The sequence below is a fragment of the Streptomyces corchorusii genome (assembly GCF_001514055.1).
Classification (GTDB): domain Bacteria; phylum Actinomycetota; class Actinomycetes; order Streptomycetales; family Streptomycetaceae; genus Streptomyces; species Streptomyces olivaceoviridis.
This window is the reverse complement of the sequence record NZ_KQ948355.1, coordinates 559384-581531: the sequence shown is the minus strand read 5'-3', so window position 1 is coordinate 581531 and position 22148 is coordinate 559384. Positions and strand designations below refer to the sequence as shown.

Below are 22148 nucleotides of genomic sequence, written 5' to 3'. Positions count from 1 at the left end.
ATTTAGGTAAAATCTAGACGTTTGCCGAGAATTCAGGCGACCGGCCCCCCGAGGGTCACCCGTCCCGCCGGAAGTGATCGATGCCCCGCAAGCGCCCCACGGACGAAGGCGACGAGCTGCTGGCCAGACTCGGCTCGCTCACCGCCCAGGCGCGCCGACGCGCGGAGCTGCAACGCACCCAGGTCGAGCTGGCCATCGCCCTGCAACGCGGCATGCTCCCCCGGGACCTGCCGGCCGCGCCCGGCCTCCATCTCGCGATGCGGTACGCGCCCGCCAACCTCGGTCTCAACGTGGGCGGCGACTGGTACGACGCCTTCACCATGCCCGACGGCCGGATCGGGCTGTCCATCGGCGACGTACAGGGCCACAACATCGAGGCCGCGGCCTTCATGGGCCAGGTCAGGGCCGGACTGCGGGCACTCGCCTCGGTCACCGGCCATCCCGGGGAGCTGCTGGCCCGCACCAACGACCTGTTGCTCTCGCTGGGCGGCGATCTGTTCGCCACCTGCACCTTCATGCGGCTGGACCCGGCCACCGGGGTGCTGGAGAGCGCCCGGGCCGGTCACATCCCCTCCGTCTGGGCCACGGCGGACGGGAAGTCCGGCGTCGTCGACGACGCCGGCGGACCGCCGCTCGGCATCGGACAGGGCATCGAGTTCCCGGTCACCCGGCACCGGCTCACCACCGGCGGGGTCTTCGTCCTGCTCACCGACGGTGTCGTGGAGGGTCCGTCGCTGGACATCGAGGACGGCCTCGACCAGGTGGTACGGCTCGCCGGTATCGCCGCCGTCGCCGGTCTGGAGGCCCGCGCGCTCGCCGCGGCCGTGATCAAGGGCGCCGAGAGCGTCGGGCACGAGGACGACGCCGCCGTCCTGGTGGTGGGCCTGGACGGCCCCGCCGCACCGGCCTGAGAGGGGCTCTCCGCCCGGCCGCCGTCAGCCATAGGGCCGGGCCGCGGACCGCCTCGCCTCGCCGACCGGCGGCCATCGGTGTGAGATGGCTGCTGTGGTGGGTTTCGAGGAGCTGCGCCGGCCGGGCGGCCGGGTGGTCCAGCTGCTGGCCGTCGCCGCCTGCTACTACGCGGCGGCCCGGCTCGGCCTGCTGCGCCAGCTGACCGTCGAGGGCGCCGTCGTCACCCCCATCTGGCCGCCGACCGGCGTCGCCCTCGCCGCGCTGCTCATCCTCGGCCTGGGCTGCTGGCCCGGCATCACGCTCGGCGCCTTCTTCGCCGTCCTCTCCCTCAGCACACCCGGACCCGACGTGCTCGGCATCCTCTTCGGGAACACCGCCGCACCCCTGTGCGCGGCGCTGCTGCTGCGCCGGGCCGGCTTCCGCACCGACCTCAGCCGGCTGCGCGACGGCCTCGCCCTCGTGTTCCTGGGCGCGCTGGGCGCCATGCTGGTCAGCGCGTCCGTCGGCGTCGGCGTCCTCGCCCTCACGGGCAGCGTGCCCCCGCACAGCTTCTGGCCCGTCTGGCTCGCCTGGTGGGTGGGCGATGCGATGGGTGTCCTGCTGGTCACCCCGCTGCTGCTGTTGCTGCACGGCGTCCGCAGGCCGCTGCCCCTGCGCCGCTGGAAGGAGGCGACCGCGCTGGCCGTCGTCGCCTGCGCCCTCGTACCGCTGGCCGTGCACAGCTCGCTCAGCCTGCTGTTCCTCGTCTACCCGCTCATCATCTGGGCGGCCCTGCGGTTCCAGCTCGTCGGCGGTGTGCTCTGCGCGCTGCTGACCTCCGTGGTGGCCACCGTCGCCGCCACGGACGGCGTCGGCGCGTTCGCCGGGATGAGCCGGATCGAGGTCATGGTGAAGCTCCAGGCGTTCAACGGGGCCATGGCCCTGACCGCGCTACTGCTGTCCGCCGTGATCATCGAGCAGCGCAACACCCGGAGCTCGGTGGAGAAGGCCTGCCAGGAACTGGTGGAGGTGCTGGAACACCTCACCGCGGGCGAGGCGCCGCCGCCCCGGCCGCAGACCGGGGCCGACGACATCGACGACCGGCCGTGGCCCACCGGGACGCCCTGAGGCTCCCGTGGCCCCGGTGAGCCTTCCGCGGGCCGCTCGTCGCCGTGGCGTGTCACCGCTCGGAGCGGTTCACCGGCCCCTCGTCGTCACTGCCCGGTTCCGCGGCCGGCGTCCCCGCCGACGTGGCGCGGTGCTCGCGGGACGGCGGGTGGGCGGCACCGGTGGCGCCGGGCTGACCGCCGCCGGTCGTGCCGTAGCCGCCGGGAATCCCCGGCGGTGTGTCCGCGGCGGCCTGTGCCTCGCTGATGTGCCGCCGGGCCCGGACATTCGCCCGGCGCTCCGGGTACGGGTAGTCGAACGGCTCGGATCCGGCGCGCTCGCGGTCCGCCTCGCGCTGCCGGCGCGCGGCCCGCTCGGCCGCCGTCGCGTTCTCGTCCTGTCGCTTGCGCTCGTGGTCGTTCATGCGGCGCCGAGTACCCGGGCGGTGGCCACCGCCAACGTCCGTCCCGGCGTGTCGGACGGCCCGCCGGGGGCACTGGGAGACGATGGGCCGGGTCCGTACGGGCACAGGGCCGGACCGGGAGGACAGGGCGGCATGGAACAGCGGCCGGTACGAGGAAGGGCAGCCGAGGACGGCACGCTCGGCGCGCCCGTGACCACGGACCCGCCCCGGCAGCGGGACGCGGCCGACGACGCACGCCGCCGCATCCCGCGCACCGACGCCCTCCTGCGCGACCCCCGGCTCGCCGAGGCGGTCGAACGGCTCGGCGCGCACCGGGTGAAGGCCGCCGTACGGCAGGCGCAGGAGCGGGCCCGCGCGGGCGGCATCCCGCCGGAACACGTCGCGCGGACCGCCCTGGACCTGCTGCCCGCCGCCGCGAGCGGCCTGCGCCCGGTGCTCAACGCCACCGGGGTGCTGCTGCACACCAACCTCGGCCGGGCCCCGCTGTCCGCCGCCGCCCGGCGGGCCGTCCAGGAGGCGGCCGGTCCCACGGACGTCGAACTCGACCTGGCGACCGGCGTCCGGGCCCGCAGAGGACGCTCCGCGCTCGCCGCCCTGCGCGCCGGGGTGCCGGCCGCCGGCGCCGCGCACGTCGTCAACAACGGTGCCGCCGCGCTCGCCCTCGCCGCCACCGCCCTCGCGGCCGGCAAGGAGATCGTCGTCAGCCGCGGGGAGATGGTGGAGATCGGCGACGGCTTCCGCCTGCCCGACCTGCTCGTCTCGACCGGCGCACGGCTCCGCGAGGTCGGTACGACCAACCGCACGGCCCCCGCCGACTACGCGGCCGTCGTCGGGCCGGACACCGGGTTCGTGCTGAAGGTGCACCCGGCCAACTTCCGGATCACCGGCTTCACCCGGTCCGCCGAGGTCGCCGACCTCACCGGCCTGGGCGTGCCGGTCGTCGTCGACATCGGCTCCGGGCTGCTCGCGCCCCACCCGGCCCTGCCCGAGGAGCCCGACGCCGACACCCAGCTGCGCGCCGGCGCCGCGCTCGTCACTGCGAGCGGCGACAAACTGCTCGGCGGACCCCAGTGCGGGCTGCTGCTCGGCCGGGAGGACCTGGTCCGCACCCTCGCCCGGCACCCGCTGGCCCGCGCCCTGCGCGTCGACAAGCTGACCTTGGCCGCCCTGGAGGCCACCCTCACCGGCCCGCCCACCCCCACCGCCCTCGCCCTCGCCGCCGACCCGGCCCGGCTCCGGGCCCGCGCCGGCCGGCTCGCCGCCGGGCTGGCCGCCGACGGGATCGACGTCCTGGCCGTCGAGAGCGCCGCGACGGTCGGCGGCGGAGGTGCCCCCGGCGTCACCCTGCCCAGCGCCGCCCTCTCCCTGCCCGAACCGTACGCCGCCGCACTGCGCACCGGCCGTATCCCCGTCGTCGGCCGCCTGGAGACGGGCCGCTGCCTGCTGGACCTCAGGGCGGTGTCCCCGGAGGACGACGACCGGTTGGCCGAGGCCGTACGGTCGGCGCGGCCGGTGGCGGAGGGGCGGGGAAAGTGACGGGGGAGGCGCGGGGCGGCGCACGGCACCCAGGGCGCCCCCGCAAGAGCGGGCCGGCGTGGGCGGCACGGTTCGCAGTCCCCGAAGAAGGGCGGACGGTGTGATGCTGGTCCTCGTGGAAGGGCGGGCATGATGCGCGGTCCGCGGGGAACGACGGGAACGACGGCGGGCGGCACCCCGGGACGGCCCGGTGGCGGAGTGGGCGGCGTGCTGCCGGGGCCCCGTGGCATGGCCGGCGGCCTGATGCCGGCCCCCTGCGGAAGGGAGGCGTGATGCGCGTTCTCGCGACCGCCGGGCATGTCGACCACGGTAAGTCCGCGCTGGTCCGGGCCCTCACCGGGATGGAGCCCGACCGGTACGAGGAGGAGCGGCGCCGGGGACTCACCCTGGACCTGGGCTTCGTCTGGACCAGGCTCGGCGGGGATCACCTCGCGTTCGTCGACGTACCCGGTCACGAGCGGTTCGTGCCGACCATGCTGGCCGGTGTCGGCCCCGTACCCGCCGTGCTGTTCGTGGTCGCCGCCGACCAGGGCTGGCAGCCGCAGTCGCAGGAGCACCTGGCCATCCTCGACGCGCTCGGCGTCCGGCACGCCGTCCTCGCGGTGACCCGCAGCGACCTCGCCGACCCCGAGCCGGTCCGCGCCGACGCCGTCGAGCGGCTGGCCGCCACCTCCCTGGGCAAGGTGTCGCAGGTCGCGGTCAGCGCGGTCACCGGCTCGGGACTGGACGACCTGCGTGCCGAACTGGCGCGGATGGCCGCCGAGTTGCCCGCGCCCGACACCGAAGCCGACGTACGCCTGTGGCTCGACCGGGCCTTCACCGTGCGGGGCCACGGCACCGTGGTGACCGGCACCCTCGGCGCCGGCACCCTGCGCGTCGGCGACCGGCTGGTCACCCCGGACGGATCGGCCGTCCTGCGGGTGCGCGGCCTCCAGAGCCTCCACGAGGAGCGGACGGCCGTCGGCGCGGTGGCCCGCGTCGCCGTCAACGTCCACGGCCAGGGGGACACCACCCTGGGCCGCGGCCGGGTGCTGCTCACCCCGGACCGCTGGCTGAGCACCGAGGCCGCCGACGTACGGGTCACCGGAGAGCCGGTGGCCGAGCTGCCCCGGTGCGTCACCCTGCACATCGGAACGGCCGCCGTACCGGTGACCGTCCGCCCGCTCGGCCCGGACACCGCCAGGCTCACCCTGCGCCGGGGGCTGCCCCTCCGGGTCGGCGACCGCGCGGTGCTCCGCGAACCCGGCGGCACCCGCCCGCCCTGCGGCGTCACCGTCCTCGACGTACGGCCGCCCCGGCTGGCCCGGCGCGGCGCCGGCCGGGCCCGCGCGGCCGAACTGGAGACGATGACCGGCCGCCCGGACGGCGCCGCCGAACTGCGCCGCCGCAAGCTCGTCCGCCGCGCCGACCTGCGGGCGATGGGCGTCCCGGCGCCCGGCGACCCCGTCGCCGGGGACTGGCTCGCCGACGCGGCGCACTGGAACCTCCTCAAGGACCGGCTGGCCGGCCACGTCCTGGAACACGCCCGCGCCCACCCGCTGGACCCCGGCCTGCCCACCGAGGCGGCCCGCCGGCTGCTCGGCCTGCCCGACCGCGCCCTGGTCGACGCGCTGGCGGCGGCACAGCCCCGGCTCCGGGCGGGGCAGGGCCGGCTGTACCCCGCGGACAGCCCCGGGCCCGCCCTGCCCGCACCCGTCCGCGCCGCCGTGGACGCCCTGCGCCGGGACCTCGCCCGTACCCCCTTCCGCGCCCCCGAGGCCGGGCGGCTCGCCGAACTGGGCCTCGACCGCCGCACGTTGGCAGCGGCAGCGGCAGCCGGAGCCCTGCTGCGGATCGCCGACGGGATCGTGCTGCTGCCCGGCGCGGACGCCGACGCCGCCGCCGTCCTGCGCGCGCTGCCCCAGCCGTTCACGCTCAGCGAGGCCCGGCGCGCACTCGACACCACCCGCCGGGTCGCCGTACCGCTGCTGGAGTTCCTGGACGCCCACGGGTACACGGAGCGCGTCGACGAACAGCGCCGGCGCTGTCGCGCGGAATGATGAACCGTGACAAGTAGTGCCGTTTTTGATGGCGCTCGATGCCGCAGATCGGCGCATGCGTCAGGGTCCCGGACCGTGGCCGTACTCCTCATCGCTGACGCCTTGGGCGTGCCACCAGCCGACCTCGTCCGCTGAGCAACCTGCCGCAGGAACGAGAGCGCCCTGACGGCAGGAGGTCAGTGGGTGCGGCGTGCGCGTCAGGCTCCTGCCCAGGCGACCCGCTGTCCCTGGGGCGACACCTCTATCCGGAACTGCTCCAGCGACGGTGCGCCGTCTGTCTGCCAGCGCAGCAGGTGCTCCTCGACGTCGTCCCACAGGCGACCGGGACCACCCTGGCGGACACTCCAGCGCTGCTCTTCTTCCTGACGGAGAGCGGCCCACGCGCCGGCGCCCGCATCCAGCAGGATGTGCTCCGTTCCGCCCGGACCGGGAAGCGTGAGGTGCTGCGCGCGAGGCGCCGCGAGCTGTGCGACGAACCGGGCTGCCGGCTCGGTCAGGATGGTCGGAGCGAGCCGGGCCCGGCGCTCCTCACCGGAGCCGAAGTCCGGCAGCATGCCCAACGGCGGGGGCGCCTGCGGGCGGGCGAGCATGAACGACACCGACTCGTCCACGATCCGGCCGCGTGCTGTGCCGTCATCGCCGACGGTGAGGCGTACCAGTCCGGAGGCGTGCATCCAGCCGGTCACCGTGGCCAGGATGATCCCGCCCGGCCGGGTCTGCTCGACCCAGACGGAGGGAACGTCCAGCACGCTACAGGTGGCGATGACCCGGTCGTACGGGGCGCCGTCCTTGTGGCCGGCGAGGCCGTCACCCACGACGAGGTCCGGGAAGTGGCCACAGGCGCCGAGGCTCGTCGCCGCCCGGGCGGACACCTCAGGGTCGACCTCCACCGAGGTCACGAGGTCGTCGCCGAGGCGGTGGCACAGCAGGCCGGTGGAGTACCCCGTGCCGGTGCCGATCTCCAGCACGCGGTGACCGTCCTCGACCTGGAGGTCCTCCAGCATCCGAACGACCAGACTGGGCAGCGTGCTCGACGACGTCGGCTCGCGCAGAATCTCGCCGCGGATGTCCGCCGGGACGATCGTGCCGGCCACCTGGGTCACGAACGACTCGTCGTCGTAGCAGCGCAGCAGCCAGCCAGGGGACTCCGCCAGTACCGGCCGCCACGCGGTAGGACCCGGTCCGATCACCCGTTCGAAGAACCCGGTGCGGAGGAACTCGTGCCGCGGTACCGACTCGACGGCCCTGCGCCACTGCTGGGTGTGCAGGTGGCCGCCGTCGGCCAGTTGGTCGGCGAGCGCGCGGCGCAGGGCGGCGGTCTCTGGGTCGCTCATCGGGGTTTCCTCTCCAGGAGGTCGGCCATGGCCGCGAGCATCGGCAGGCCGGTCTCCGGTTCGAGCCAGTACCACTGGCCGGACGGGTTGCACTCCAGGAACCACCATCGGCCCTCGCGGTCGACGGCGAAGTCGAATGCGCCGAAGACGAGGCTGAACCGGGCCAGATACGCGTAGAGGGCGTCGGTGATGCCGGGCGGTGGTGTGACGGGGGTGTAGCGCAACTGGCTGTAATCGGTGCGCCAGTCCAGCAGGTCGGAGTCGATACGGACGGCGAAGATCTGGTCGCCGATGACGGTGACGCGTACGTCCGCGGTCTTGTCGACCATCTGCTGGAACAGGTGCGCTGTGCCGGCGACCGTCGCGTCGATGTCGTCGAGTTCGACCTCGGCCACCTGGACGGTGTTGGAGACGCCGTCCACGAAGTAGGCAGGTGTCGCGAGGGGTTTGTAGATGGTGGGGCCGTACCGCTTGATGAACACCCGGGTGGCGTCCGGCTCGGACGTGATCAGGGTCGGGGGGACCTGGAAGCCGACGGCCGCCGCCGTGGCGAGCCCGGACGGTTTGAACTCGGCGTCACCGATGCGGTGCGGGTGGTTGACGTAGAGGCAGCCGGGCAGGGACGCCAGCAGGCCGCCGAGTCCGTAGCGGGCCTGGGTGATGGCGAACCGGGCGTCCTGCTCGCCGAGGTGCGGGTACGAGAACCCGGTGGGCCGCCGGTAGTAGAGCGAGCGGGCCTGCGAGAGTTCGGCGGTCCGGGTGGGCGTGGACAAGGTGCCGTCCACGCCGTCGGTGGTGATGGTGGCCGCGACCGACAGGGCATGCGGGAAGTCGGCGCTGTCGAACCGCACGACCGGGACGCCCCGGTCGTGCAGCTCGCTGATCACCACGTCGGCGGTGGGATCGTTCAGGCAGGTGACGACCAGCACCGGACGAGGCTCGTTCACTGGTCGCCGTCGCTGCCCGTGTCGCTGTCGTTGGTGGTGCCATTGCCGTCGGGGCTGGTGCCCGTCGACGGCTGGGTGCCGGTGCTGGTGCCGTGGCCGGGCATCTCCATGACCCGGCCGAGGTGGTCGTAGAACACGGTGGTCTGGGTGGCCGGGTCCAGCACGGCGCGCGCGTAGGCCGGGGTCATCGTGGGGTAGGGGGCCATGCGCCTCAGTCCCCAGGGAGTGGGCGTGGTGGTGCCGGACGGCAGCGGTGTGCCGGTCGGGAGTCGATCGGAGTGCACGTACAAGGCAGTTCCTCTCGTCGGTGGTGCGGGTGCCCGCCGTTCGGTTGCGGCGGGGACATGCAGGGGGTCCGCCGCCGGGACGGGCGGCCCGGCGGCGGACCTGCGGCCACCCGTGCAGGCCGTGCGGGTGCCGTCCGGCGCTCACCTCAAGTGCCGGGGACTGACAGGCTCGACGGCGGGGCTTCCCAAGTTGCTCGGGTCGGTCCGAGCCCGATCGTGCAGAGGTCGCTGTCGTCGACGCACTGCTCACACATCTGGCTGTGGCGAAGCGAAAGGACAGCGAGCCGCTGTGTCGCGGTGGTCATCCGGCCTTGTCGGCGGCGCCCGCCGGGGTGAAGAAGGAGAGCGCCCCCCCGAGTCGGGTCCTCGATCACGGCACCAGCACGCGTGCCGAGGATCTCCATCGGGGAGAGGCCGAGCTGTCGGGGGACGCGGACGGCGTCCCACTCAGGGGCGTCCACGGGTGGAGCGGTGGACATGGTGTCTCCTCCACGGCAGGCGTGATCGAACGCACACCAGACTGGCCCTGTAATTGCGCCAAGCCGAGGACTTCAACAGGTCTTTTGGGTGCCACGAAGAGGACTTTCATCGGGGCATCCGGGGGGTGACTGGCCAATGCGAGGGCGTGCGGCGACACTTGCCGCAGCGCTCGACGATGGAGGTGCAGCAGTGGCACGCCCCGCAGGAAACTTCCGACTCAAGGCGGCCCGGGTCGCGGCCGGCTACTACTCCCAGCAGGCTCTCGCGGAAGCCCTCGGGGTCGGTGTCCGGCAGGTCCGGCGGTGGGAGTCCGAACAGCCGCCGGTTCCGCAGCCGGAGGTGGCCCAGGCTCTCACACGGCTCCTCGGCCAGGACCTCGAAGCCCTGGGATTCACCCCTACTGGTGGCAGGCCGGCAGGACATGCTCGCCGCACCGTGCTCGCCGCCACCGCAGCCGCCGTCGGTCTCGCCACCGTCCCCACTCAGGCCATCGCCATGCAACCCGCCACAGCCGCCGAGGACTTCGAGGCCGTCACCCGTTCACACCGACGCCTGTACTGGACCGTCGCCCCGGCCACGCTGCACCCGGCCGCGATCGCGCACGCCACCCTCGGCTGCGCACTGCTTCCGGAGGCCGCCGGGCAGACCCGGCAGCGGATCGCTGCGGCGCTCGCCGAGACGTGGCTCCTGGCGGGCCGGATCGAGTTCTTCGACCTGCGCGATCCGGACCAGGCCGCACACACTCTGCTGCGGGCGCTCCAGGCCGCCGGTGAGGCCGACGACCCTCTGCTCGGCGCCGGGGTCCTGGCGCACACTGCGTTCATCCCCGGCTGGGACGGCCGTCGCGAGGAGGCCGTGGAGCGGATGGTGGCCGCCCGGACATACGCCCGGCGCGGTCCTGCCCCGGCCGAGTTGCTCGCCTGGCTCGACGCGGTGGAAGCGGAGTGCGAGACGCGTTGCGGCAACCCCCGTACCGCCCTGCACCTGATCGGGCACGCCGAAGACGTCCTCGCCCAGGGCAGCGACCACGTCTCGCCTGAGTGGCTGGACTGGTTCTCCCCGGTTCGCCTGGCCGCGTTCAAGGGCAACACCCCGCTGCGCGCCGGGCATCTCCCGCAGGCCCGGACCACACTCCTTCAAGTCCTCGACGAGCTCGGCCCGCAGGACGAGAAGCAGGCCACCGTCATCCTCGGGGACCTGGCCGCGGTCGAGGCCGCGGCCGGCAATCCCGAGGCCGCCTGCGGCTACGCAGTCCGCGCGCTCGACCAGTTGGAACGCACCTGGTACGCGATGGGCATGGACCGGGTGCGGGAGGTGCGGCGCGCACTGGCACCTCACCAGCACGAGCAGTGCGTCCGCGACCTGGACGACCGGCTGTACGGGTGGTCTACGACGGTCAGCGCGCTGGCTCGTTGAACCGCTGGATGAGCGGTGACAGTTCCAGGAGGCTCTCCACGCGGAACGTGGGAAGCTTCTTCGCTTCCTCCGTGTTCCACTGGATCGTCGCCCAAGGTCCGCGGTGCACCAGCGCCGTGTGCATGCCGGCCTCGCGCGCGGGGCGGATGTCGTTGTCGACGCGGTCCCCAACGTACAGCATCTCGCCCACCTCGGTGGGCACGACCTCTGCGACCCGGTCGAAGAACGCCCGGTCCGGCTTCGAGGCGCCCCAGTCGTCGCTTGTGCCGATGAGGTCGACGTCCGGGGTGAACAGCTCGCGGAGGATCCGGCCGGCGCGGACCGTCTGATTGCCGGCGATCCCCAGCCACAAGCCATCGGCGCGCAGAGCGGCGAGCGTGTCACGGACGTCCGGGTAGAGGTCAGCCTCTCCGAACGTCTCCGGCTTCCCGGCTTCGGCGCGGCGCTCACGCTCGGCGTACAGGTCGAACCCGGGCCGGAACTCCTGGAACACCTCGCGGTAGTCGCGGCCCTGGGCGATGACGGCGCCGAACATCGCCGCGAAGGTGTGGCGGGGGACCTGGAGCCAGTCGGCCCAGGTGCCATATTCGGTCGTCTCGTCTACGAGGCACTCGCCGACGTCGAAGATCACTGCGCGAATCATGCGGGCAGGGTACCGGGCATGATGAAAGGGACCCCTCCCGCGTGAAGGCGAGAAGGGGCGGTCAAGCTGTGACCCGGACGTGCGCGGCCCGCCGTGACGGGGAGCGCGGCGGGACCTGAGCCCAGCGTCGCAGGCACCCGCCCCCAACGGCTAGATCACATCCACGGGGCTGGCCCGGTCCAGGACACCTGGTAGATCGCGCTGCCGTCCCCGCGCTCGCGCCTTCGGGTGCTCGCCATGAGGGCGGAATAGAGTGGTCAGGGGTGCGTTAGGCCCACGTTTGGCCGAGCACGTTATTCATGCAGGTAGAAGACGGAGGCGGACGGGAATCGAACCCGCCTGCCCGAGATCCTCGGGCACCTCGGTTTTGAAGACCGGGAGGGCCACCAGGCACCCACACGCCTCCACCGCCCGTCAGGCTACTGCCCCAGGAGACCACCGGTATGACAACGACACCGGCCCATCAGGCGCCCGTACGGCTCACGCAGTTCGCCCACGGCGGCGGCTGCGCCTGCAAGATCCCGCCCGGGGAGCTGGAGGAGGTGGTCGCCGGGCTGACCGCATCGCCGCTCGCCGGCGGCGACACCCCGCTGCTCGTCGGCCTTGCCACCGGCGACGACGCGGCCGTGGTCACGCACCGGGGGACCGCCCTGGTGTGCACGGCCGACTTCTTCACCCCGGTCGTGGACGACCCCTACGCCTGGGGCCGGATCGCCGCCGCCAACGCCCTGTCCGACGTGTACGCCATGGGCGGCCGGCCCGTGCTCGCCGTCAACCTGCTCGCCTGGCCGCGCGACCGGCTCCCGTTCGACCTCGCCCGCGAGGTGCTGCGCGGCGGACTGGACATCGCCACCGAGGCGGGCTGCCACATCGGCGGCGGGCACAGCGTCGACGACCCCGAGCCCAAGTACGGCATGGCCGTCACCGGCATCGCCGATCCGGCGCGACTGCTGCGCAACGACGCCGGCCGGCCCGGGCTGCCGCTGTCGCTGACCAAGCCGCTCGGTATCGGTGTCCTGAACAACCGGCACAAGGCCACCGGCGAGCGGTTCGCGCACGCCGTCGCCACGATGGCGGCTCTCAACCGGGAGGCCTCCGAGGCCGCGCTGGCCGCCGGCGCCGAGTGCGCCACCGACGTCACCGGGTTCGGCTTCCTCGGCCATCTGCACAAGCTGGCCCGCGCCTCGGGCGTCACGGCCGTGGTCGACACCGCCGCCGTGCCGTACCTGGAGGGCGCCCGGGAGGCCGTACGGGACGGGTACGTCAGCGGGGGCACCCGGCGGAATCTGGAGTGGGTCGCGCCGCACACCGACTTCGGGGACACCGACGCGGACACCCGGCTGCTGCTCGCCGACGCCCAGACCTCCGGCGGGCTGCTCGTCGCCGGTGAGGTGCCCGGGGCGCCGGTGGTCGGGGAGCTGGTGCCGCGCGGAGCCCACTCCGTCGTGCTCAGGTAGGACCGCTCACCCGCTCACACACTCAGCTCCCTCGCACCGTTCACCCCCCCCGCGCGCACCGCTCACGGCTCCGTGCCCGTGTGCTCGTCGATGCCCGCGCGGATCCGGTAGGCCCGCACCAGCGCCAGGGCCGCCGGACCTCGGGGCCGCCGGCCCGGGCGGATGTCGACGGCGAACGCCTTCGTCTCCTGGATGTGCGTGTTCGGGTCCAGGGACAGGTGCAGCAGCTCGTTGGCCGCGTCCCCGGTGCTGTAGCCGTTCGGGCCCCAGTGGTACGGCAGCCCCACCTGGTGCAGCCGGCGGCCGTGCACGGTCAGCGGGGCCATCCGGTCGGTGACCAGCACCCGCGCCTCGACCACGCCCCGCGCGCTGACGATCGTCGCCCAGCCGGTGTGCGCCAGGCCCCGCTCGGCGGCCAGCTCCGGGGACACCTCGCAGAAGAACTCCGGCTGGAGCTCCGCGAGGTAGGGCTGCCAGCGGGACATGCCGCCCGCCGTGTGGTGCTCGGTGAGCCGGTAGGTGGTCGCCACGTACGGGAACACCCCGGAGCCGGGCTCGTCGCCGCTCGGCTGGTAGCGGTTGTCCGGGTGCGGCGGCAGCAACTGCCGTACCGGGTTGCGCTGTTGGTCGTACAGCAGGTTCGGGAACGGGGAGTCCTGCGGCTCGTAGTGGGCGGGCAGCGGCCCGTCGGTCAGTCCGGCCGGCACGTACAGCCAGGCCTTGCCGTCGGCCTGCATGATGAACGGGTCCGTGCCGGACAGGGCCTCCGGCCCGCTCGCGCCCTCGGGCGGCTCGTGGTCCGGCGCCTTGTCCTTCTTGAAGTCGGGGACGTCGTGCCCGGTCCACTCGCCCTTGTCCGGGTCCCACCACACCAGCGCCTTGCGCTCGCTCCACGGCCTGCCCTCCGGGTCGGCGGACGCGCGGTTGTACAGGATCCGCCGGTTGGCGGGCCAGGCCCACGCCCACTCGGCCGCCACCCAGTCCTGCTCCCGGCCCGGCTTGCGGCGGGCCGCCTGGTTGACGCCGTCGGCGTACACACCGCAGTAGATCCAGCAGCCGCAGGCCGTCGAGCCGTCGGGCTTCAACTGCTCGTAGGAGGAGAGCGGATTGCCCTCGGCGTCGCGGCCGTTGATCTCGGCGAGGACGGCTTCCGCGTCCGGTTCGGCCTGCCGGCCCTTCGTCGGGTAGTCCCAGGCCAGGTCGAGCACCGGCCGGTCCATCTCGTCGCCGGACCCGGCCAGCTTGCGCCGGATGATCCGCCCCAGGTGGTAGGCGAACCACAGGTCGCTGCGCGAGTCGCCGGGCGGTTCGACCGCCTGGTGGTGCCACTGGAGCAGCCGCTGGGTGTTGGTGAAGCTGCCGTCCTTCTCGGTGTGCGCGGCGGCCGGCAGGAAGAACACCTCGGTGCGGATGTCCTCCGTGCGCAGCTCCCCGGTCTCGATCTCGGGGCCGTCCTGCCACCAGGTCGCCGACTCGATCAGGGAGAAGTCGCGCACGACCAGCCAGTCCAGGTTGGCCATGCCGAGCCGCATCAGCTTGGAGTTGGCGTTGCCCACGGCGGGGTTCTCGCCGAGCAGGAAGTAGCCCTTGCAGACGCCGTCCAGCTGGGCCATCGTCGTCTCGTACGTCGAGTGCGAGCCGGTCAGCCGGGGCAGGTAGTCGAAGCAGAAGTCGTTGTCGGCGCTCGCCGCGTCACCCCAGTACGCCTTGAGCAGGCTCACCACGTACGACCGCATGTTGCCCCAGTAGCCCTTGTGCGCGGCCTCGGCCTCGACGAAGGCGTCCAGGTCCTGGTTCTGGTGGGCGTGCGGCATCGGGATGTAGCCGGGCAGCAGGTTGAACAGGGTCGGGATGTCCGTGGACCCCTGGATGGAGGCGTGACCGCGCAGGGCCAGGATGCCGCCGCCGGGCCGGCCGATGTTGCCGAGCAGGGTCTGGAGGACGGAGGCCGCCCGGATGTTCTGCACCCCGACCGTGTGCTGCGTCCAGCCGACCGCGTAGGCGAAGGCCGTCGTCCGGTCCCGTCCGGAGTTCTCCGTGACCAGCTCGCACACCTGCCGGAAGACGTCCTGCGGCACCCCGCAGACCTGCTCGACCAGCTCGGGCGTGTAGCGGGCGTAGTGCCGCTTCAGCACCTGGAACACACAGCGCGGGTGGGACAGCGTCTCGTCCCGTTCCGGTTCCCCCGCACCGATCGCCGCGCCGCCGGCGCCGTGGGCCTCGCCGCGCGCCGCCTCGGACACCGAGCTGCCGCCCCGGGTGCGCTCCTCGTACTCCTGGTCGCGCTCCCCGGAGGCCGCCTGCACCTCGGTGCCCTCGTACTGCCAGGTGGTGTTGTCGTAGCTGCGGGTGTCGGTGTCCAGGCCGGAGAAGACGCCGGCCAGGTCCTCGGTGTCCTGGAAGTCCTCGCGCAGGATCATCGGCGCGTTGCTGTACGCCACGATGTACTCGCGGAAGTACTTCTCGTGCCGGAGCACGTAGTTGACAATCCCGCCGAGGAAGGCGATGTCCGTGCCCGCGCGCAGCGGCACGTGCAGGTCGGCGAGCGCGCTGGTGCGGGTGAACCGGGGGTCGACGTGGATCACCTTCGCGCCGCGGGCCTTGGCCTCCATCACCCACTGGAACCCGACCGGATGGCACTCGGCCATGTTCGAGCCCTGGATGACGATGCAGTCCGCGTGTTGCAGGTCCTGCTGGAAGGTGGTCGCGCCGCCGCGGCCGAACGAGGTTCCCAGACCGGGAACCGTGGAGGAGTGTCAAACACGCGCCTGGTTCTCGATCTGGATCGCACCCAGCGCGGTGAACAGCTTCTTGAGCAGGTAGTTCTCTTCGTTGTCGAGCGTGGCCCCGCCGAGGCTGGCGATGCCCAGGGTGCGCCGGGTGCGGGTCTGGTCGACCTCCCACTGCCAGCCGGACCGGCGGGCCTCGATCACCCGGTCGGCGATCATGTCCATCGCCGTGTCCAGATCCAGCCGCTCCCACCGCGTGCCGTGCGGGCGCCGGTAGAGGACCTGGTGCTCGCGGGCGTCGCCGGTGGTCAGCTGGAGGCTCGCCGCGCCCTTGGGGCACAGTCGTCCGCGTGAGATCGGGGAGTCCGGGTCGCCCTCGATCTGGGTGACCTTCTCGTCCTGCACGTACACGTTCTGGCCGCAGCCGACCGCGCAGTACGGGCAGACGGACTTCACCACCCGGTCGGCCGTGGCGACCCGGGGTGTGAGCCGTGCGCTGCGCCCGCTCTTCGCGGCGGCGCCGCGGCCGAGCGGGTCCGTGCCGGTGAGCTGGCGGTACACGGGCCAGGAGTCGATCCAGGTGCGTACGCCCACGGCTCCTCTCCTCCTCCCGCTCGGTGCCACGATTGTCCCGCAGCCTGGTGCACACGGCATCTTCGGCCGTCCTCGTCGCCGCGGTGGTCCCGGCGGCCGTCCGCTGCCTGCGGCGCTCCCCGCTCTGGGAGCGGATCGGCGTCCCCGCGGGCGTGGCCCTGCCCCTGCTAGGGCCTCTCGTTTGGATCAGGCCTGATCCAAACGAAAGACCCCAGTCCTCACGCACGCCTGGGCCGTCCTCGGCGATATCGTGGACCTCGCACCACCCGGCGGGGCACTGGTCGCCGAACCCGTCCTGCTCGCGAGCGCGGTCCTGTTCTGGCTGCCGGCCGTCGCCCGCACCCGGCACCGGCTGGACGACCCGGGCCGCTGTCTGTACCTCTTCCTCGCCGCACCGCTGCTCGACCTCCCGGCGGTCGGCATGGTCGCCGCCGGCCACACCGCCGCCGGGCTCGCCATGATCGTGGGCATGCTGCCGGTCGGCATCGCGGCGGCGGCGGTCACCTGGTCGTGGGTGAACCGCGAGGAACGCGAGGCCCTGGCCGACGAGGCCGCCCACCTGGGAGGAGGAGATCCCGTTGCCCGGTGACGGACGCCCCCACGTCCTCGTGTTCGACGTCAACGAAACCCTCACCGACCTGACCCCGCTCGCGGCCCGGATGGCGGAGACCGGGCTGCCGGAGCAGTCGCTCCCGGTCTGGTTCGCCGGGGTACTGCGGGACGGGATCGCCCTGAGCCTGGCCGGGGGCCACGCCCGCTTCGGCGACGTGGCCCGCGACGGACTGCGGACGCTCGCGGCCTCGGCACAGGGCGTGGCCGACCCCGAGGCGGCGGCGGACCACGTCCTCGCCGCGCTGCCCCGGCTGCCCCTCCACCCGGACGTCCCCGACGGCGTCCGGGCCCTGCGCGCCGCCGGGTACCGCCTGGCCACCCTCACCAACGGCTCCGCCGGCACCACCCGCGCGGTCCTCGACCGGGGCGGACTGACCGACTGTTTCGAAGCACACCTCGACGTCGAGGCGGTGGGCCGCTGGAAGCCCGCCCGGGAGCCGTACGCCCACGCCGTGGCAGCCGTGGGCGTTCCGGCCGACGAGGTCGTCCTGGTGTCGGTGCACCCCTGGGACATCGACGGCGCGGCCCGCGCCGGCCTCGCCACCGCCTGGCTGCGGCGCACCCCCCAGCCCTACCCCGCCACCCGGCTCCCCGCGGCCATCGAGGCCACCGGCCTGCGCGACCTGGCCGAACGGCTCGGCGCCCAGGGGCGGCTGATCGGCGGGGAGGACATCGGGTGAGGCCCGGCCGCCCGTGCGGTGCGCCACGAGCGGCGGACGGCACCGTCAGCGGTCCCGCGCCCGGAGCCTCTCCCGCTGCGGGACGACCGTGTACCGGGGATCCTCCGCGGAGGCCACCCCGGCGTGGAAGACGCCGAACCGCAGCGCTGCCGAACCGGTGAGGAGGGCCGCTCCCGCCGCGAGGGCCGGACGCCGGTCCCGTACCCGGGCCGAGAGCAGGGCCAGCGCGGCTCCGCCCGCCGTCAGCGCCTCCGACGCGCGCAGCAGCCAATGCGCCCTTCCCTGCGCGAAGGGCTCCGCGGTCAGCCCCATCCGCCGCTTCATCACCTGGAAGGTGCCCAGTTCCAGCACGGCTCCCAGCGCGGCCATCCGCCGCGCCGGTCCGGCCTGTGCGGTGGGCACCGCCACCAGGGCGAGACCGGCGGCCGACGTGGCCGCCGAACCCGCGAACACGAACGGCAGCTGCCGGTAGCCCTCGTGCCAGGACGGCACCGCCGTGTCCGAGAGCAGCACCGCGGTGTACGTCGCCACGGCCGGGCCGAGAACGGCGGCACCCGCGGTGGCGGCCGAGCCCGCCAGCCGGTACCGGCCCGCCACCTCGGTCGCCGCAGCCGCCAGCGTCAGCGGCGCGTACCCGCTCAGGATCCAGGAGCCGACGCTCATCGGCGAGGTGGGCTTGAACACCCGGAGCATGTTCAGGAACCGGGCCGGGCGCCCCAGGTCGTGCACCAGCGCCGCCAGCGACAACGTGATGGCACCGGCCGCGCCCAGCTTGGCCACCCTGCCGAGATCCGGCCGCCCCGTGGCCGCGGCTCCCGCCGCCAGCAGCGAGGAGGCTCCGGCCAGCCCGCCCAGGTACAGATACCCGGCGATGTCCAGCGGCTTCCAGGTCGGCTTGTTCAGGACGGGCTTGCCGTAGTACGACGAGAACTCGGCATCCGGCACCATCGGCTGCTCGCCCCGCCCGCGCCGACGCCGGCGACGCCCCGCGCGCACTCCCGTCGGTGCCTGACGGCCGGGCCGCGCGTGCCGCACCCCGTCCCGCGTCACATCGGATTCGCTCATCGCTGCCTCCGTACGAAGCTGCCGGCGGCGAGCGCCACCAGGGAGACGGCGGCCAGCGCCGCGTGCCGCCACATGTCGGGCAGGTCCCGGGTGGTGACCACCGGGTCCGGTGGCAGGCCGTACACCTCCGGCTCGTCCAGCAGCAGGAAGAACGCGCCGTCGCCGCCGACCCCGTCGTCCGGGCTCTCGCCGTACAGGCGGGCGTCGGTCACGCCGGCCGCGTGCAGTTGTGCCACCCGGGCCCGTGCGCGCTCCCTCAGCTCCTCCAGCGGGCCGAACTGGATGGAGTCCGTCGGGCAGGACTTCGCGCAGGCCGGTTCCATGCCGACGCCGAGCCGGTCGTAGCACAGCGTGCACTTCCACGCCCGGCCGTCGTCCTTGCGCTGGTCGATCACGCCGTACGGGCAGGCCGGCACGCAGTAGCCGCACCCGTTGCAGATGTCCTCCTGGACGACGACCGTGCCGAACTCGGTGCGGAACAGCGAACCCGTCGGGCACACGTCCAGGCAGGCGGCGTGTGTGCAGTGCTTGCACACGTCGGACGCCATCAGCCAGCGCAACTCCGTCCGTCCGTCGGGGGAGACGGGCGAGATCTCCCCGGCGGGCGCGCCCTCGGCAGCCCGGTCCGGCGGGGGAGCGGTGGCGCCCGGCCCCGGGGAGGCGGGGCCGGTGCCGAGCCGGGACGCGGCGGCGAAGACGTCGACGTCGTCGTGCGCGACCCCCGGCTCCTGTCCGGCGAGCGGCTTGCGCTGCTCGATGAAGGCCACGTGCCGCCAGGTGTCGGCGCCGAGGCCCTGGGTGTTGTCGTAGGACATGCCGGTCAGCAGCAGCCCGTCCTCCGGCACGGCGTTCCACTCCTTGCACGCGACCTCGCATGCCTTGCAGCCGATGCACACCGAGGTGTCGGTGAAGAAGCCCATGCGCGGCGGGGCGTCCGGATAACCGGCCGCCCCGGCCACGTCCGGCTGCGGCCCGTACAGGAGGTTCCCGTGGCCCTCAGCGCCGTCGCTCATGCGGTGCCTCCTCGTTCATGACTCGTGCCTTTGTCCGGGTACCTCGCCCGGCGCGGCCCGTACGACCTCGACCCGGCGTTTCTCCCAGGCGGTGGCCGGCATCTCCACGCTCTTGGCGAAGTACCAGCGGCTGAGGGCGTTGCGCAGCCGGTGCCGGTGGAACCAGCGCCAGGCCTCCGTGCCCTCGGCGCGCGGCCGGGGCGTGTCCCTCGCGGGACAGCAGCGTGTGCGCCTCCTCGTAGCCGCCGCCGGCCGTGCGCCGCACCTCGCCGGTCGCCCCGCCTTCCAGGATCCTGCGCCGGTCGGCCGCTTGCAGCCCCAGACAGGCCCGCTTGGTGATGTGGTAGGTCACGAACGGCAGCACGAACAGCGCGGTGCGGAACATCCGGGCCGGCAACTCCACGTCCAGGGAGAACCGGTAGGCCGGCACGTCCTGCCCACCCGCCAGCAGCAGCACGCCGTACGCCGAGACGGCGGCGGCGCCCAGGGCGGTGCGCGTGGGCTGGTTCCGCGGCCGGTCGCACAGATGCTGCTCGGGCCGCGGGCCGGTGAGCCGGCGCTCGAAGAACGGATAGCCGTACAGGACCAGGAACAGCACTGCGGGCAGCACCGCACCGGGCAGGAGCACGTCCCAGACGATCGTGTGTCCGGCGACATCCGTCTCCCAGCCCGGCATCAGCCGCAGCGCGCCCTCCAGATAGCCCGGGATCCGCAGCAGGTGCACGCCGGTCGCCGCGACGAACACCAGTGCCGCCAGGAACGACCAGTGGTCGGGGAACGCCTTGCGCAGGAACTCCTTCCCGGCGGACGCGACCGGCAGCCGCCGGTTCAGCGCGGTCACCCACCGCTCGCCACGCCCCGCCCGCCGGGCCGAACGCCGCTCCTCGGACACCGTCACCGCGTGCTCGCCCTCCGCCCCGTGCTTCGGCCCTCACTCCCGGTGCTCTGCTCCGAGCCTGGCACGGGTGCCCGCGCCCCGCGCGTCCGCAACGGACCGGCCGGAGCGCGCGGCCCCGTTTGCGCGGGTGGGCGCGCGGCTACCCAAGGTGACCCGGGCCGGTGGGCGCCGTGCTCGAAGGAGGTCTTCGTGGAGAACGTGTCCGAGGTGGTCGCCGCCCGGCTACGGCTCATGGGGGTGGACCGGGTGTACGGCACATCGGGACTCGCGGTGGACCCGCTGATCGGTGCCCTGCGCGGCGCGCCCACGGCCCCCGGCTTCGTCCAGGCGCGCGGCGAGGAGTCCGCCGCGCTCATGGCGTGCGCGCAGGCCAAGCTCAGCGGCGGCCTCGGCTGCTGTGTCGCCCCGCCCGGCGCGCGGGCGCTGCGGCTGCTCGGCGGCCTGTACGACGCGGCGGCCGACCGCGCGCCGGTGCCGGCCCTCGTCGGCGCCGACCCCGCCGCGCGGCACATCGGCGGCCACGCGGTACGCCATCTGGCGGAGGTCTGCGTGTACTGCGAGGAGGTGTCCGGGCCGGAGCTGATGGACGACGCCCTGCACCGGGCGGTGCGGGCCGCGCTCACCGACCGGGGAGCGGCGAGTCTCGTCGTGCCCCGCCATGTCCTCGCCGCCCCGGCGCCCGGGGCACCGCCCGCCGCCCGGCCCGTTCCGCCGCCCCCGCGACCGCCCGCCGCCAAGGACCTGCGGCGCGCGGCCGATGTCCTCGACGGCGCCGGGAAGGCCCTCGTCGTCGTGGGGAACGCGGGCCGCCCGGCGTCCCGCCAGGTGGTCGAAGTGGCCCGGCTGCTGGGCGCCGGGGTCGCCACGACGGGCCTGGCCCGCGACGCCCTGCCCGACGACCTGCCGTGTCTGGCCGGTGTGGCGGGCCCGCTCGGCAGCGAGGCCGCCGCGACCCTGCCGGGGGAGTGCGACACGCTGCTGCTCGCCGGCGCCGAGGACCTGGACCCCGCCGTGCTCCCCGGCCCCGGCCGGTGCCGCATCGTCGCCGTGGACCGGGAGCCCGACGACTGCCCGCTGGAAGGCGGGGCACCGGCCGTCCGGGTGACCGGCGACGTCACGGCCTGCCTGGAAGCGCTCGCCCCGCTCCTGCGCCCCCCGCCGACCGCGCCTGGCGCACCCGGGTCGAGCGGCTCGTCGGGGCCTGGCGGGACGAGGGGGCGGCCAGGCCCCGCCGCTACTTCGGTACGTCGGTGAACCCCCGCTCGGTCGTCGCCGAGCTGTCGGACCGGCTGCCCGACCGGGCCGTCGTCGTCACCGACTCCGGCACCTCACTGGACTGGTGGACCCGCCACCTCCGGCTCCGGCCCGGCATGCGGTCCCTGCTCTCGGGCCACCTCGGCCTGCCCGGCGCGGCCGTCCCCTACGCCGTGGCGGCCTGGTTCGCCGCCCCCGAGCGGCCGGTGATCGCCCTGGTCGGCGACGGCGCCCTCCAGGGCGGCGGCCTGAACGAACTGCTCACCGTGCGCCGCCATCTCGACCGGCCGGCCGACCTGCCCCCGCTCGTGTTCTGCGTCTTCGACAACGGCGATCTGAACCGGCTCACCTGGCAGCGCCGGGCCGCCGCCGGCGATCCGCTGGTCCCGCTCTCCGCCGAGGTCCCCGCCCTGCCGTACGCCGAATGCGCGCGCCTGGCCGGACTGCCCGCCGTCCGCTGCGACCGGCCCCGGTACGTCGGCTCGGTCTGGGCCGACGTGCTCGCCGGACGCGGACCGGTGCTGCTGGAGTTCGTGGTGGACGGCGAGACGCCGCCGGACTGGGCGGCCCGGGTGGGCACGGCGGACCACTCCCGCCCGGCCCCGCTCCTGGCGCCCCTGGCGAAATTCCTGCGCGTGTCCGGCTGAGCGCACCCGCGGCCAAACTGCTGCGGGTACCCGGTCGACGCCCCTCCACACCTGTGAGGGGCCGGTGAATTTCGTGGTCGTCGCAGGTTGGCCGG

General features: G+C 74.1%; 19 protein-coding genes and 1 tRNA gene. 10 read left to right on the top strand and 10 right to left on the bottom strand.

The features are described from left to right. The first annotated feature begins 80 nt into the window (after positions 1–80). Entirely contained in the window at positions 81–911 is an 831-nt protein-coding gene (locus tag AQJ11_RS15220) for a PP2C family protein-serine/threonine phosphatase (protein WP_058079218.1), read from the top strand. A gap of 94 nt (positions 912–1005) precedes the next feature. Beyond that, positions 1006–2019: an MASE1 domain-containing protein gene (locus AQJ11_RS15215; RefSeq protein WP_059263401.1), complete on the top strand. Its 1014-nt coding sequence runs from the start codon at positions 1006–1008 to the stop codon at positions 2017–2019. Positions 2020–2071: 52 nt separating this feature from the next. Here AQJ11_RS15215 and AQJ11_RS15210 read toward each other — a convergent pair whose 3' ends face one another. Continuing rightward, complete coding sequence (locus tag AQJ11_RS15210) at positions 2072–2422, bottom strand: hypothetical protein (RefSeq protein ID WP_059263400.1); 351 nt, start codon at positions 2420–2422, stop codon at positions 2072–2074. A 132-nt stretch (positions 2423–2554) separates the two neighbouring features. Between AQJ11_RS15210 and selA the strand changes: the two genes are divergently transcribed. Continuing rightward, the gene (gene selA, locus AQJ11_RS15205) at positions 2555–3958 is read left to right on the top strand and encodes an L-seryl-tRNA(Sec) selenium transferase (RefSeq protein ID WP_059263399.1); all 1404 of its coding nucleotides are present in this window, start codon (positions 2555–2557) and stop codon (positions 3956–3958) included. Positions 3959–4230: 272 nt separating this feature from the next. Continuing rightward, positions 4231–5997 carry a SelB domain-containing protein gene (locus AQJ11_RS15200; RefSeq protein WP_059263398.1) on the top strand — a complete coding sequence of 589 codons (1767 nt, stop codon included), beginning with the start codon at positions 4231–4233 and terminating at the stop codon, positions 5995–5997. A 197-nt stretch (positions 5998–6194) separates the two neighbouring features. Here the strand turns inward: AQJ11_RS15200 and tgmC are convergent, their stop codons facing one another. From tgmC to tgmA, 3 genes are read right to left on the bottom strand one after another with little or no spacing between them, the layout of a single operon-like run. Beyond that, positions 6195–7331 carry an ATP-grasp peptide maturase system methyltransferase gene (tgmC, locus tag AQJ11_RS15195; RefSeq protein WP_059263397.1) on the bottom strand — a complete coding sequence of 379 codons (1137 nt, stop codon included), beginning with the start codon at positions 7329–7331 and terminating at the stop codon, positions 6195–6197. After that, entirely contained in the window at positions 7328–8260 is a 933-nt protein-coding gene (gene tgmB, locus AQJ11_RS15190; protein WP_059263396.1) for an ATP-grasp ribosomal peptide maturase, read from the bottom strand. The genes tgmC and tgmB overlap by 4 nt, the downstream gene beginning before the upstream one ends. A 14-nt stretch (positions 8261–8274) precedes the next feature. Further along, complete coding sequence (tgmA, locus tag AQJ11_RS15185; protein ID WP_059263395.1) at positions 8275–8568, bottom strand: putative ATP-grasp-modified RiPP; 294 nt, start codon at positions 8566–8568, stop codon at positions 8275–8277. 666 nt (positions 8569–9234) lie between these two features. Here tgmA and AQJ11_RS15175 point away from each other — a divergent pair. Continuing rightward, positions 9235–10461, top strand: coding sequence for an NsdA family TPR-like regulatory protein (locus AQJ11_RS15175; protein ID WP_059263393.1), 1227 nt, complete (start codon positions 9235–9237; stop codon positions 10459–10461). On the opposite strand, the gene AQJ11_RS15170 is transcribed toward AQJ11_RS15175, so the two are convergent. Both AQJ11_RS15170 and AQJ11_RS49225 read right to left on the bottom strand, forming a co-directional pair. After that, positions 10442–11104, bottom strand: coding sequence for an HAD family hydrolase (locus AQJ11_RS15170; RefSeq protein ID WP_203348833.1), 663 nt, complete (start codon positions 11102–11104; stop codon positions 10442–10444). The two genes, AQJ11_RS15175 and AQJ11_RS15170, sit on opposite strands and share 20 nt — an antisense overlap. A gap of 313 nt (positions 11105–11417) precedes the next feature. Then, positions 11418–11510 (bottom strand) — tRNA-Sec (locus tag AQJ11_RS49225). 37 nt (positions 11511–11547) lie between these two features. On the opposite strand from AQJ11_RS49225, the gene selD reads away from it, so the two are divergent. Then, entirely contained in the window at positions 11548–12561 is a 1014-nt protein-coding gene (selD, locus tag AQJ11_RS15165; protein WP_059263392.1) for a selenide, water dikinase SelD, read from the top strand. A gap of 62 nt (positions 12562–12623) precedes the next feature. Here selD and fdh read toward each other — a convergent pair whose 3' ends face one another. Continuing rightward, the gene (gene fdh / locus AQJ11_RS15160) at positions 12624–15884 is read right to left on the bottom strand and encodes a formate dehydrogenase (RefSeq protein WP_244218248.1); all 3261 of its coding nucleotides are present in this window, start codon (positions 15882–15884) and stop codon (positions 12624–12626) included. Between the two features lie 250 nt (positions 15885–16134). On the opposite strand from fdh, the gene AQJ11_RS15150 reads away from it, so the two are divergent. Together AQJ11_RS15150 and AQJ11_RS15145 are read left to right on the top strand one after the other, a co-directional pair. Further along, positions 16135–16473, top strand: coding sequence for a hypothetical protein (locus AQJ11_RS15150; protein ID WP_059263390.1), 339 nt, complete (start codon positions 16135–16137; stop codon positions 16471–16473). Continuing rightward, entirely contained in the window at positions 16463–17176 is a 714-nt protein-coding gene (locus AQJ11_RS15145; protein WP_059263389.1) for a haloacid dehalogenase type II, read from the top strand. The genes AQJ11_RS15150 and AQJ11_RS15145 overlap by 11 nt, the downstream gene beginning before the upstream one ends. A gap of 45 nt (positions 17177–17221) precedes the next feature. Here AQJ11_RS15145 and nrfD read toward each other — a convergent pair whose 3' ends face one another. The 3 genes from nrfD to AQJ11_RS15130 are packed head-to-tail and all read right to left on the bottom strand — an operon-like array spanning position 17222 to position 20152. Then, on the bottom strand, positions 17222–18241 hold the full coding sequence (gene nrfD, locus AQJ11_RS15140; protein WP_208616514.1) for an NrfD/PsrC family molybdoenzyme membrane anchor subunit: 1020 nt from the start codon (positions 18239–18241) through the stop codon (positions 17222–17224). Beyond that, positions 18238–19254, bottom strand: a complete 1017-nt coding sequence (locus tag AQJ11_RS15135; protein WP_014670625.1) for a 4Fe-4S dicluster domain-containing protein — start codon at positions 19252–19254, stop codon at positions 18238–18240. The genes nrfD and AQJ11_RS15135 overlap by 4 nt, the downstream gene beginning before the upstream one ends. Continuing rightward, a complete protein-coding gene (locus AQJ11_RS15130; protein WP_244218247.1) occupies positions 19238–20152 on the bottom strand; it encodes a ubiquinol-cytochrome c reductase cytochrome subunit B in 915 nt (304 codons plus the stop codon). The genes AQJ11_RS15135 and AQJ11_RS15130 overlap by 17 nt, the downstream gene beginning before the upstream one ends. A gap of 189 nt (positions 20153–20341) precedes the next feature. On the opposite strand from AQJ11_RS15130, the gene AQJ11_RS51040 reads away from it, so the two are divergent. Both AQJ11_RS51040 and AQJ11_RS51035 read left to right on the top strand, forming a co-directional pair. Further along, positions 20342–21406 carry a thiamine pyrophosphate-binding protein gene (locus tag AQJ11_RS51040; protein WP_244218246.1) on the top strand — a complete coding sequence of 355 codons (1065 nt, stop codon included), beginning with the start codon at positions 20342–20344 and terminating at the stop codon, positions 21404–21406. Then, entirely contained in the window at positions 21403–22053 is a 651-nt protein-coding gene (locus tag AQJ11_RS51035; protein WP_244218245.1) for a thiamine pyrophosphate-dependent enzyme, read from the top strand. The genes AQJ11_RS51040 and AQJ11_RS51035 overlap by 4 nt, the downstream gene beginning before the upstream one ends. Positions 22054–22148: the final 95 nt, after the last annotated feature.